At 73.3% G+C, this 12,035-nt stretch carries 10 protein-coding genes; all 10 read left to right on the forward strand.

What is annotated here, in order from left to right; translation table 11 throughout:
• Positions 1-309: 309 nt before the first annotated feature.
• The 10 genes from C1701_RS20500 to rapZ all read left to right on the forward strand — a co-directional run bounded on the left by C1701_RS20500 (position 310) and on the right by rapZ (position 11,963).
• The gene (locus C1701_RS20500) at positions 310-1,893 is read left to right on the forward strand and encodes a WD40 repeat domain-containing protein (protein ID WP_245588922.1); all 1,584 of its coding nucleotides are present in this window, start codon (positions 310-312) and stop codon (positions 1,891-1,893) included.
• 404 nt (positions 1,894-2,297) lie between these two features.
• Positions 2,298-2,561, forward strand: a complete 264-nt coding sequence (locus C1701_RS20505; RefSeq protein ID WP_026420086.1) for a hypothetical protein — start codon at positions 2,298-2,300, stop codon at positions 2,559-2,561.
• 316 nt (positions 2,562-2,877) lie between these two features.
• Positions 2,878-3,990 carry a glycerophosphodiester phosphodiesterase family protein gene (locus C1701_RS20510; RefSeq protein WP_051314233.1) on the forward strand — a complete coding sequence of 371 codons (1,113 nt, stop codon included), beginning with the start codon at positions 2,878-2,880 and terminating at the stop codon, positions 3,988-3,990.
• Positions 3,991-4,897: 907 nt separating this feature from the next.
• Positions 4,898-5,353, forward strand: coding sequence for an HIT family protein (locus tag C1701_RS20515; protein ID WP_030105931.1), 456 nt, complete (start codon positions 4,898-4,900; stop codon positions 5,351-5,353).
• A 333-nt stretch (positions 5,354-5,686) separates the two neighbouring features.
• Entirely contained in the window at positions 5,687-5,770 is an 84-nt protein-coding gene (locus tag C1701_RS28205; RefSeq protein ID WP_372493023.1) for a putative leader peptide, read from the forward strand.
• 177 nt (positions 5,771-5,947) lie between these two features.
• Positions 5,948-6,100, forward strand: a complete 153-nt coding sequence (locus tag C1701_RS27730; RefSeq protein ID WP_169731700.1) for a hypothetical protein — start codon at positions 5,948-5,950, stop codon at positions 6,098-6,100.
• Positions 6,100-7,263 carry a YeiH family protein gene (locus C1701_RS20520; protein WP_026420089.1) on the forward strand — a complete coding sequence of 388 codons (1,164 nt, stop codon included), beginning with the start codon at positions 6,100-6,102 and terminating at the stop codon, positions 7,261-7,263. The genes C1701_RS27730 and C1701_RS20520 overlap by 1 nt, the downstream gene beginning before the upstream one ends.
• Before the next feature lie 290 nt (positions 7,264-7,553).
• The gene (locus C1701_RS20525) at positions 7,554-8,936 is read left to right on the forward strand and encodes a hypothetical protein (protein WP_026420090.1); all 1,383 of its coding nucleotides are present in this window, start codon (positions 7,554-7,556) and stop codon (positions 8,934-8,936) included.
• A gap of 70 nt (positions 8,937-9,006) precedes the next feature.
• Entirely contained in the window at positions 9,007-11,064 is a 2,058-nt protein-coding gene (gene uvrC / locus C1701_RS20530) for an excinuclease ABC subunit UvrC (protein ID WP_030105935.1), read from the forward strand.
• Positions 11,061-11,963, forward strand: a complete 903-nt coding sequence (gene rapZ, locus C1701_RS20535; protein WP_245588914.1) for an RNase adapter RapZ — start codon at positions 11,061-11,063, stop codon at positions 11,961-11,963. The genes uvrC and rapZ overlap by 4 nt, the downstream gene beginning before the upstream one ends.
• The last annotated feature ends 72 nt before the right edge of the window (positions 11,964-12,035 follow it).

Genomic DNA, 12,035 nt, shown 5'->3' on the forward strand with positions numbered 1-12,035 from the left:
AGCGACGTCGCCGTCACCGATGACGGGACCGTCGCGGCCACCGCCGACGGGGGCGGGGAGGTGGTGCTGTGGAACGTCGCGGACCGGACCGAACGCACCCGGCTCCGCGTGACCGACAGCGGCGTCTACCGGGTCGTGCTGTCCCCGGACGGCGACCAGGTGGTCACCACGGACCTGGACCCGGGAGGTGGGCTGGCCGCCTGGGACGCGGCCGGCGGGAACCCGCGCTGGCGGGGTGGCCCGGGGACCAGTGAGCTCGCCTACCGGCCCTCGGGAGACCTGCTCGCGAGCGCGGACGCCGACAACGTGGTGCGGCTGCGCGATCCCGCCACCGGCCAGGTGGTCGACGAGGCGACCGCGCACGAGGACCTGGTGACCGGGATGGCGTTCAGCATGGACGGGTCCCGACTGGCCACCGGCGATCTCGTCGGCGAGATCGTGGTCCGGGACCTGCCCGGGAGTCGGGAACTGGTGCGGGTGCGCCCGACCGGCGCGGCGATCAGCGGGGTATCCCTCAACGAGGACGGCACCCGGCTGGTGACCGCGTCCCTGGACGGGATGGTCCGGTACTGGGACGTCGACACCGGTCTCGAACTGTTCGCACGGGACAACTCGGAGGATCCCGCGACCGCTGTCAGCCACCTGCCGGGAGACGGGATCGTGGTCACCGGGCACGTGAGCGGTCGACTGCGGGTGACCGTCGTCGGATCCTGGGAGTCGAACGTCCTGGGCACCGCGCGGGGTGTGGGCGGAGTGCGGGCCCTGGCGTCGTCCCCGTCGACCGGAGCGGTGGTCTGGGCCGGGGGCACCGGGGACGCCGTGGTCCACGACCACCAGGGCACCGTCCTCCTCGGGCACGAGGGCGCCGCCGGCTGCGTGGACTTCGACCCGACGGGGACCACGCTCGCCACCACTGCCGGCGACGCCCGCGTCCGGGTGTGGGACCACGCCACGGGACGGCGGACGGGGGCCGTCGACCTGGGGCCCTCCGCGCGCCCCCACTGCGTCGCCGTGGACCCCGGTGGCCGGCGCCTCGCCACCGGCGGCACCGACCGCGCGCTCCGGCTGTGGGAGCTGGACAGCGGGGAGCAGCTCGCCGAGATCACCCTGCCCCTGGAGGAGTCGACGGCGGAACCGGCGCACACCCCCGGCGAACCCGCCGTGCTGAGGTTCCGGCCGGACGGGCGCGCCGTGCACACGGCGCTCGCCCAGTTCGAGGTCGCCGAGCCGGACGAGGCGGAACCCGGAGTGCTCACCTGGTATCCGGACACCGGTGCCCTGCGCGCCCACGACGTCCGGGGCACGACCGGTGCCCTGGACCTGCACCCGTGGGGCACGCTGCTCGCGGTGGGCAGGCTCGACGGCACCATCGCCCTGCTCGAGTCCGGGACGGGAGAACGCCGAGGTGACCTGGGGGAAGCGGCGGTCAGCCAGTCGGGCGTGGTCGGGACCAGTCTCGTCTCGACACTGCGTTTCAGCCCGGACGGGACCTTGTTGGCGGCCACGCGCGCCGACGACCGGGTCTCCGTCTGGGACTGGGGGCGAGGCGAACTCGTCCACGAGCTCGCGACGTCCGCCGGCGCCAGGGCGACGGCCTTCAGCCCGGACGGTTCGCTGCTCGCCGTCGGTGGTGTCGACGCCGTGATCCGGCTCTGGCGGACCGACACCTGGGAGCCGTACGCGGTGCTCGACCGGCACGACGCGGCGGTGAACGACCTGGCGTTCAGCCCCGACGGCCGCACCCTGGCGAGTACCAGCGACGACGGTCGGGTCCTGCTCTGGCCGACCAGCGTGGACCAGGCCACGGAACGGCTCTGCTCCACGGTGGTGGACGCCCAGTTCGGATCCGACTGGCGGCGGTGGTTCCCGGACCTCGACGACACACCCTGCTAGTCGGCCGTCCGGGCCCCGGCGGCGGCGTCCTCGTCCTGGGCCGGGCCGTCGTTACCTCCAGTGGGTGGCCTGGAACCACTCGAAGGTGGTGAAAGTGGGGTGCGGTGATGATGTCGTGCTGCCGTCCCTCGGCAGCGCTGCCATGATCACGCGCGGCGGACGGAGTTCCGAGCACTCCCCGCGCGACAGGGCCGACGATTCCCGAGGGCGCACGACGACCGGGGGCGGACGCCCCATCCTCCGTCGCGCGGACGGCGTCGGTCCGGGAGACCCGGAGTGGACGCCGGTGCGCCGCCGGACGCGGGCGGACCACATCGACGAGACGTGTCGGGTGTCCGCGTCAACCAGCGGTCGACCGGATCCCGTTCGCCGGTCCGCGACCATGCCACCTCCTGAGGGGAGCCATGAACCAGTTCCGTGAGTCGGCCACCACTTCCTGCTCCGAAGCGGGGCCCCGCGAGTCGCTGTCGCTGCACCCCACCACCGTCGCCGCCATCGCTCGCGTGGCGGAGAGCGAGAACGTCCCCTACACCGAGGCGCTGCGCCGACTCGTGGCCGACGGGCGAGCGATGCACCGGGCACGAGCCAGCGGCGGACGGGTCGTGGTGCGCTACCTCGACGGCAGGGAGGAACCGCTCCGGGCCGGTGGCGTGCTCGAACCCGCGTGACCGGGGAACGGGGGGACCACCGCGGCGGGCTCCGGTCACGAGGTCCCGCTCCGACCGGACCTCCACGGGCTGTGCGGCGGCACCGGGGTGACGGCGTTCCCCCGCCCGCCCCACGCGGCGGGGCGTCCCACCACCCGGTGGGGCACCGGGCGGACCGACCTGGCGATGCCCCACCCGTCCCGCAAGCCCGAGGTTCCCGTCGCGGACCACCCGGTGGTCGGTAGTCACCCGTTCAACACCCGGCCAGACTGAGGACACGCCGGGGACACGCTGCCGAGGCAGCCTTGTCCCGCACGGGACGGGGAGGGAGCCGAGCATGCGGTGCTGGACACGGGGACACCCCCGGGCGTTGGTCGCGCTGACCCTGGCCCTGGGAACGGTCGCGACGGCCACCGGAGTCGCCACGGCGGGCCCCCACGACGCGGGTCCGGTGGAGGCCAGGGCGAGCGAGGACGTCTTCGACGTCCAGGCCCACCGAGGAGGTCTCGGCCTGCGGGTGGAGGGCACCCTCGACGCCTTCGCCAACGCCCTCGAGCTCGGGGTGTCCACGCTGGAACTCGACATCCAGATCACCAGCGACGGCCGGGACGTCGTCACCCACGACCGGCGGATCAGTCCCGCCAAGTGCCAGGACACCGGCCCGGTCCGACCGGACGACCCCGACTACCCCTACGTCGGCCGGTACGTCAAGGACCTGACGTTCGCGCAGGTGCGCACCCTGGACTGCGGCTCGCTGACCCTGCCGGAGCACCCGGGGCAGCAGCCCTCGCCCGGCGCGAGGATGCCCACGTTGGGCGAGGTCTTCGCCCTGGCCCGGCAGTACCGGGCCTGGGACGTCGGTTTCAACATCGAGACGAAGGTCGAGGCGGCCGCACCGCACGAGACCGCGCCCCGGGCCGAGTTCGTGCGGGTCGCCGCCCGCGAGATCCGACGGTCCGGTTTCCTCGACAACGTGACGGTGCAGAGCTTCGACTGGGGCGCGCTCATGCTGATGGCCCGGGTGGAACCCCGACTGCGGCTGGTCGCCCTCACCCAGCCCGAGTTCCTCCGCGCCCCGGACGGCGGTCCCTCGCCCTGGCTCGGCGGCCTGGACATCGACGACTTCGACGGCAGCGTCGTCCGGGCGGCGGCGTCGCTCGGGGTCGACGCGATCTCACCGGTGCACGGCAACCCGCAGAACGGGGCGGTGGACGACCCCGACTACCAGCCCTTCACCACCCGGGAGCTGGTGGAGGAGGCGCACGCCGCCGGCCTGCGGGTCGTGCCGTGGACGGTGAACGACCAGGCGACCATGCGCAAACTGCTCGACGACGGGGTGGACGGCCTGATCACCGACTACCCGGACCGGTTGCGTTCGGTGCTGGCCGAACGGGGCCTTCCCCTGCCGGAGTCGTACACCCGGCGCTGGCCGGTGGCACCGACCGGCTGACCGCCACCGCTGCTCCCCGCCGACCCGGCCGCACGATCCGGACCACCGCGGCTCGCTGGTCACCCGCTCGTCCCCGACCCGCCGGGCGGCACGGGGACCGGGTTGGCACCGGACCGGCCGCGGAGGTTGTCGCACCCCGGTCAGCCGAGGGGAGGACAGGGCGGTTCGGACCCATCAACCCGGTGTCCCGCGCGGTCACCCCGCACTTCCCCTGCCGTGCCCGTCGGACGAGAGCGGCCAGGAGCGCGCGCCGGCCCACGCCCGTGGTGGTGGTTGGCCGGTGCCCTCGGGTGCCCCCGTCACCGGGGTCGGGCGGCGGTGAGGACACGGGGAACCGAGCGCGGTGCGGATGAGGGGGACGTCATCCCGCCCGACCAGCGGGGCCGAGCGGGGGGGCCGACCAGGGGACAGCGGGTGGCGTCGGCACCGGACCGCGCGGAGGGACCCACTCTCCTCCGTGCTCGCGGCGGTGCCGGACGCCCCCACCTTCCACCGGTCCCCGCTCCCTGCTGCGGGACCCGGCGAGATCGGTTCGCCCGGCGGAGTCGACGCGGTGTGGCGCGTCCTCACGCACCGCACCACGGAACAACCCCACCGGTAACGTCCGCGTAACACGCGGATGCGACCCTGCCGTCGAGGAGACGGACCTCCCGGTGCGCGGGGTTGCGCCGAACCTTCGACTTCCGCGAAAGTCCCCCGGACGTCGTAGTCGCGGGGCCCGGAACCCGTCGGTCGGGTGGCACCCGGCCGGTGTCCCCTCCACCGGACGGCGGAGGCGGCGTACCGCCGTGGGAGCCGGGCGGGGAGCGGCGCGGTGGGAGCGGCGTGACCCGGGGTTCCCGAACGGGCACCGTCCGTCGGCCTGGATGCCTTCATTCGAGGGCCCGTTGCCGGCACAGTGGACCCCATGACTAGCGGACAGGGAACCGACTGCGCGTTCTGTGACATCGTCGCCGGTACCGCGGAGTCCAGCGTCGTGTACCAGGACGACCTCGTCCTCGCCTTCCTGGACATCCTCCCGTTCACGCCGGGGCACCTGTTGGTGGTCCCGAGGGAACACGCCCCAGGCCTCGCGGACCTGGACGAGGAACTGGGCGCGCACCTGTTCCGCACGGCGCACCGGATCGCGCGCGGGCTCCGTGCCGGACCGCTGCCCTGCGAGGGCGTGAACCTGCTGCTGGCGGACGGAGCCGTCGCGTTCCAGGAGGTGTTCCACGTGCACCTCCACGTCATCCCCCGCACCGTGCGCGACGGTGTCCGGCTGCACGCCAACCGCCGGCAGCCGCACCGCGCCACCCTCGACCTGATGGCGGGACGGATCCGGGACGCCCTCAACGCCGAGCACGGCGAGAGCCGGGCCTAGGCACCGCGATCCCGTCGGGCCCGGGGGCCAGCTCGGCCGGCGCGCCGGTGCCGAGGGGAACGCGCCGCCGGTCCCGCGCGGCCGCCGCGACGCCCCAGGAGCACGCGGTCAACGGTCGCGCCCGGCGAGGTCCGCGCCCCTCGCCGAGACCGGTTCCGGGCACGGGGGCCGCATCCCCCTGCCCGCATGGCCGGCGACGGTCCGGGCGGCCCTCGACGAGTCCGGTCGGCCACCGCCGACGCGCACCCACCTCGCCCGCCTGGCTGGTCCGCCGTCATTCCACCAGGCGATACGGTCTTGAGCGCCCCGAGGAGACTGGGCAGGCTTGTCCGCATGTCGCGGCCCGTTCCGCTGGTGGCCCGCCTCGCCGTCGATCTGATGCGCGTGGCCAGCGCGCTCTGTCATCACGAGCGCTGACACCTCTCCCCTCACCTCGACCGTCCCGGGTGGACGGACCACCACCACCCGCCGCGTCGTCCTCCTCGCCGTGCCCCGGTCCCCCGCCGTGCGCCCTCGGGCCGGTCACCACGCGCGCCCCCACCGCCGCCCACGTCCGACCGGACGGGTCGGGCGCCGACCACCCGAGGTCCTGACATGAACCAGGAGAACCCCCCTCCGCCCGCACCGGTCGCCGGAGCCCGACGCCACCGGTGGCGGGTGAACGAGGACTGGGCCGCGACCCTGCTCGGTCTCGTGTTGCTCGTCCTCGTGCTCACCGGCGCGATCCCCGAAGGACTGGTGCCCTGATGAGCGTCACCCGCGACACCGACGACCAATCACCAGAGCCGGCGAGCACGCCGATCGCGGGGGCCCCCGCCACCAGGCCCACCTCCGACACCGTCCTCTGGACCGCCCTGGGCCTGCTGGTGCTGCTGGCGCTCGCGGCCTCGGTGCGGCTGCTGGAGGACAACGTCCCCACCCTGCTCGCGGACACCGCCCTCGCCGACCTGGCCTCCTCGATCGAGTACCCGGTGTACGCGATCGCCCTCGGCCTGCTGGGCAACCTGGCGCTGGGCATCACGGGAGCGCGGAACCGGATGGCCCTCGCCTTCCGCACCGAGTTCCTCATCAAGACCGGACTCGTCCTGCTCGGCGCGTCGGTCAACCTCGGACTCATCGTCAGTGCTGCCGGCCCGGCGATCCTCCAGGCGCTGCTGCTGATCAGCGCGGTCTTCCTCTTCACCTGGTGGTTGGCTGGCCGTCTCGGCCTCGATGACCGGCTGCGGGCCCTGCTCGCGAGCGCGGTGTCGATCTGCGGGGTCAGCGCGGCCATCGCCGCCGCCGGCGCGGTCCAGGCCCGCAGGGAACAGCTGGCCTACGTCAGCGGTCTGGTGATCCTCTTCGCGCTGCCCTCCATCTTCCTGCTGCCGTGGGCCGCGGGGGCGCTCGGTCTCAGCGAGGCGGTGACCGGCGCCTGGATCGGCGGCAACATCGACACCACGGCCGCCGTCAGCGCGGCCGGTGCCATCGCCGGTGAGGGCCCACTCCAGATCGCCAGCATCGTCAAGGTCACGCAGAACGCCCTCATGGGGGTGGTGGCCGTCGCGTTGACCGTCTACTTCGCGGTCAGGGTGGAACGGCGGCCAGGGGCCGCCGCGCCCCGCGCGGGCGAGCTGTGGCGGCGGTTCCCCAAGTTCGTCCTCGGGTTCGTCGCCGCCTCGGTCCTGACCACCACCTACCTGACCTGGATCAACCCCACCACCGGTGGTGACGTGGTCGGGGTGGCCAACGACCTGCGCGACTGGTTCCTGATCCTGGCGTTCGTCAGCATCGGGCTGGAGTTCCGGCTCGACTCGCTGCGGAGCGCCGGGTGGCGTCCCGTCGGTGTCTTCGCGGGGGCCACGCTGGTCAACCTCGTGGTCGGTCTCGGGCTGGCGCTGCTGTTGTTCCGGGGCGTCGAGGTCGGCTGACACCGGAACGCCCGGCTGGGTCGGGACCGGAGCGCCCGAGCGCCGGGAGCACCCCTGGAGAAGGGTGTTCCCGGCGGGGAGTGAGCGGGAACGACCCGGGCGGGCGGCGCTCTCCCGTTCGAAGGGCGAGGACCGGTCTCCTCCTGACCCAGGGTGAGACGTCGTTCCACCCCAACTGGTCTGAGCGAGTGAGCATCCCCCTCCGTCCCGGTGTTTCCCCCGCTGAGCGTTCCTTTCGTTCCTTTCGTGCGTTAGGTTGCCGGTTGACTGCGGAGGGTGCAGGAGGCGGCATGTGGGTCGTCGGTACTCAGCGGGCGAAACCGCTGACCAGCACGTCCGGCTCGTGGTTCCGACAACGGTTGTTGGAGATCAGTCCTGACCTCGGCCCACCCGGCGTGGCGTACTTCGAGGTGCTCGTTCCCGCCGCCGGCGGCGAACCGGACCTCGTCGTGCCCGCGCTGCTGTTCACACCCGGTGCCCTGTTGGTGGTGGAGTTCCGATCACTGCCCTGGTACCGGCGGGGCGAACTGCGGGTGGAGCTGACCGGGCCCTGGACCGTGGACGGCATGGACTCCGGACTGGGCGACGAGGTCGACCGCAACCCGGGGGAACGCGTGACGAGGATGGTGTTCGCCCTCCGCGACCACCTCCGGCGGCACGGCCTCGCGGATCTGCCGGTCCGCGGGCTGGTCTGCGTGGCCGGCCCCGGTCTCCGCGTCCGCCAGCCGCGCTCGGTGCGCCGCCTCGGCCACTACGCGGTGTGCGTGGCCGACTCCGCCGCCATCGCCAAGGCGGTGGCCCGGCAGGCCGGCGGCCGCGGGGTGTGGGACGCCGAGGACGTCCGGGAGGTCCTGCGTTCGCTGCACCTGCACTTCGACATGCCCCAGGACCACCAGCTCGCCCCCGACGACTTCGACGGCCGAGGACGTGACGACGTCCGCGCGGTCACCGAGACCCGGTCGGAGCCGGCCGAGGGCGGGGGACCAGCGGAGAAACCCGATCGGGGGGAGCCGGACCCCGTCGAGGAGGCGGAGAAGGACCTGCCCCTGGCCGGCCTGCGCCGGTTCGTCCGGCCCGAGCTGCTGGTGGTCCCCGCCATCCTCATCCCGGCCATCGTGGCCATCGCCTTCATCGTCTGGCTGGTCAGCGGTGTCACCGGCGTCCTGTCCTGGTTCGGGTCATCCGACGAGGACGCCGCCGCACCGGTACGGATCGGCGAGACCGCCCAGGTCGACGGGCAGCAGTTCAACGTCATCGCCGTCGCCACCAACAACGACTGCGGCGAACACGCCACCGACGGGCTGCGGGAGTTCTTCACCAGGAACCCGTGCGAGCGCCTGGACCGCACGGTGTACCGCGGCGAGGTCGACGGAGCGCCGGTCGACGTGCTCCTCGCCGAGGTGGTGATGCCGGACGAGGAGACGGCGCGTGCCCTGGACGACGAACTCGGCCGCCCCGACCCGGGCCGCCTGGTCGGACCCCGGCTCACCGGCGAGCCGGTGGCCCTGGCCAACAGCGGAGCCGACACCGTCGAGTTCGTCACGACCGCCACCACGGTCCGTCACGACCTGGTGGTGCGCAGCGCCCATGCCAGTTCTGCGGACCCCGCCCGCCCGGCGCCCCCCGAGGCGCTGGCACGGCTGCGGGACGCGGTGCTGCGCTCGGAGACCTGACCGGGTGGAGCCCGCCCGGGACTCACCAGCCGGTTCGGAGTTGTCGGAGGGTGGCCGTAACCTTGGGTGAATGGCCGACCCGTCGACCTACCGTCCTCAGCCGGGTTCCATCCCGGACGCGCCTGGCGTCTACAAGTTCCGCGACGAGCACGGCCGGGTCATCTACGTGGGGAAGGCGAAGAGCCTGCGCTCCCGCCTGTCCTCCTACTTCGCCGACCTCACCGGCCTGCACCCCCGCACACGCCAGATGGTCACCTCGGCGGGTTCCGTCGAGTGGACCGTGGTCAGCACCGAGGTGGAGGCGCTCCAGCTCGAGTACTCCTGGATCAAGGAGTTCGACCCCCGGTTCAACGTCCGCTACCGGGACGACAAGTCATACCCGGTGCTCGCCGTCACCATGAACGAGGAGCTGCCCCGGCTCCTGGTCTACCGGGGGCCGCGTCGCAGGGGAGTCCGCTACTTCGGTCCGTACGCGCACGCCTGGGCGATCCGCGAGACCCTCGACATGCTGCTACGGGTCTTCCCCGCGCGGACCTGCTCGGCGGGGGTCCTGCGGCGCCACCAGCAGATCGGGCGCCCCTGCCTGCTCGGGTACATCGGCAAGTGCTCCGCTCCGTGCGTGGGACGGGTCACCCCCGAGGAGCACCGTGACATCGTCGACGACTTCTGCGACTTCCTCGGCGGCCGCACCGACACCATGATCCGCCGTCTGGAGCGGGAGATGGGCGAGGCGGCCGAGGGCCTGGAGTTCGAACGCGCGGCCCGACTGCGCGACGACCTGGGTGCGCTGCGGCGGGCGATGGAGAAGCAGGCCGTCGTCCTGGGTGACGGCACGGACGCCGACGTCATCGCCTTCGCCCAGGACGAGCTGGCGGCGGCGGTCCAGATCTTCCACGTCCGGGGCGGGCGGGTCCGGGGCCAGCGGGGTTGGGTGATCGACAAGGTCGAGGCCACCGACACCCCGGCCCTGGTCGAGCGGTTCCTCAGCCAGTTCTACGGCGAGCAGGCGACGCTCGTGGAGGTGACCGACACCGACTCGGACGCGGCGGCCGTCCCCCGCGAGGTGCTGGTTCCCGAGCTGCCCGCCGACGCCGAGGCCGTCACCGAGTGGTTGAGCGGGCTGCGCGGGGGGCGCGTGCGCCTCCGGGTCCCCCAACGCGGGGACAAACGGGCGTTGATGGAGACGGTCGCCCGCAACGCGGCGGAGGCGTTCGCGCAGCACAAGCTGCGGAGGGCCGGCGACCTGACCGCCCGGTCCGCCGCGCTCCAGGAACTCCAGGACGGCCTCGCGCTCGACAGCGCCCCGCTGCGCATCGAGTGCGTCGACGTCAGCCACGTCCAGGGCAGCGACGTCGTCGCCTCCCTCGTCGTCTTCGAGGACGGGGTGCCCCGCAAGTCGGACTACCGTCGGTTCGCCGTGCGGGAGGGCGCCGAGGGCGGGGACGTGGCCTCCATCGCGGAGGTCACCCGACGCAGGTTCGCCCGCTTCCGGAGCGACGGTGAGCGCCAGGACGCCGACGAACGCCGGGTCACCGAGGACGCGGTGGCCGAGACCCTGGGTGGGGCCTCGGCCACCGGGTCCGACACGGGCACCCCCGCCGGCGTCGACCCCGAGACGGGCCGGCCACGACGCTTCGCGTACCCGCCGAACCTGCTGGTGGTCGACGGTGCCGGGCCGCAGGCGAACGCCGCGGCCGACGTGCTCGCCGACCTCGGGATCACCGACGTCGCCGTCGTCGGGCTGGCCAAGCGCCTGGAGGAGGTCTGGGTGGCCGGCGAACCGGACCCGGTGATCCTGCCGAGGACCAGTGAGGCCCTGTACCTGTTGCAGCGGGTCCGCGACGAGGCGCACCGCTTCGCCATCGCCTACCACCGGCAGAAGCGGTCGTCCAGGATGACCAGGTCGGAGCTGGACGACATCCCGGGGTTGGGCCAGGCCAGACGGACCGCGCTGCTGAAGCACTTCGGTTCGCTGCGCCGGTTGCGGGCGGCGAGCGTCGAGGAGATCAGCGGGGTGCCGGGAGTGGGCCGGCACACCGCGGAGGCGGTGCGACGCGCGTTGTCGGGGGAACAGGAAGGGCGGACGGAGCGTCCCACCCAGGAGAGGAACGAAGGGGGAGCCAAGTGAGGGCAACACCCGTGGACGAGGGCGGCGCGGAGGGCACCGGCATCGAGGTGGCCGTGGTCACGGGGCTCTCCGGCGCGGGCCGGAGCACCGCGGCCAAGTGCCTGGAGGACCTCGGGTGGTTCGTGGTCGACAACCTGCCGCCCGAGCTGATCGTGACGATGGTGGAGCTGGGCGCCAGGTCCAACGCGGTGATCACCAGGGTCGCGGTGGTCATGGACGTCCGCAGCCGCGCGTTCACCGACGACCTGGCCTCCGTCATCAAGGACCTCGACGCCAGCGGTTACAAGCCGAGGGTGCTGTTCCTGGAGGCGACGGACGCGGTGCTGGTGCGCCGCTTCGAGCAGGTGCGGCGCGGCCACCCGATGCAGGGCGACGGGCGGCTGGTCGACGGCATCACCGCCGAGCGGGCGCTGCTCGCCCGGCTGCGGGCCGAGGCCGACCTGGTCCTGGACACCAGTGCGCTCTCGGTCCACCAGTTGCGGGCCAAGATCGAGGACACCTTCGGCACCGAGGCCAGCACGCACACCCGGGTCACCGTGCTGTCCTTCGGCTACAAGTACGGGCTGCCGATGGACGCCGACCTCGTGATGGACGTCCGCTTCCTGCCCAACCCGTTCTGGATCCCCGAGCTGCGCGAGTTCACCGGGCAGGACGCCGACGTGCGCAACTACGTGCTGGGCCAGGAGGGGGCTGAGGAGTTCCTGGAGCGATACCACGAACTGTTGCGGCTGGTCGGGGCCGGTTACCGGCGGGAGGGCAAGCGGTATCTCACACTGGCGGTCGGGTGCACGGGGGGGAAGCACCGCAGCGTGGCCCTGTCCGAGGAACTGGCCGGCCGGTTGGCCACCGAGGACGGGATGGCGGTGACCGTGGTACACCGGGACCTCGGCCGCGAGTAGGCCCCACGACGACGGGGGGTGCTCGCGGCATCGCCACCCGGTAGGGCCGGGCCCGGTCGCGGCCGGCTCGGC

It is taken from the genome of Actinoalloteichus sp. AHMU CJ021, from assembly GCF_002895405.1.
In the GTDB taxonomy this organism is placed as follows: domain Bacteria; phylum Actinomycetota; class Actinomycetes; order Mycobacteriales; family Pseudonocardiaceae; genus Actinoalloteichus_B; species Actinoalloteichus_B caeruleus.

Excerpts from the sequence above, each read along its gene's own strand:
- C1701_RS20505 (WP_026420086.1), top strand. The coding sequence starts at position 2,298 with ATGAACCAGTTCCGTGAGTCGGCCACCACTTCCTGCTCCGAAGCGGGG.
- C1701_RS20515 (WP_030105931.1), top strand. The coding sequence starts at position 4,898 with ATGACTAGCGGACAGGGAACCGACTGCGCGTTCTGTGACATCGTCGCC.
- uvrC (WP_030105935.1), top strand. The coding sequence starts at position 9,007 with ATGGCCGACCCGTCGACCTACCGTCCTCAGCCGGGTTCCATCCCGGAC.
- C1701_RS28205 (WP_372493023.1), top strand. The coding sequence starts at position 5,687 with ATGTCGCGGCCCGTTCCGCTGGTGGCCCGCCTCGCCGTCGATCTGATG.
- C1701_RS20520 (WP_026420089.1), top strand. The coding sequence starts at position 6,100 with ATGAGCGTCACCCGCGACACCGACGACCAATCACCAGAGCCGGCGAGC.
- C1701_RS20510 (WP_051314233.1), top strand. The coding sequence starts at position 2,878 with ATGCGGTGCTGGACACGGGGACACCCCCGGGCGTTGGTCGCGCTGACC.
- C1701_RS27730 (WP_169731700.1), top strand. The coding sequence starts at position 5,948 with ATGAACCAGGAGAACCCCCCTCCGCCCGCACCGGTCGCCGGAGCCCGA.
- C1701_RS20525 (WP_026420090.1), top strand. The coding sequence starts at position 7,554 with ATGTGGGTCGTCGGTACTCAGCGGGCGAAACCGCTGACCAGCACGTCC.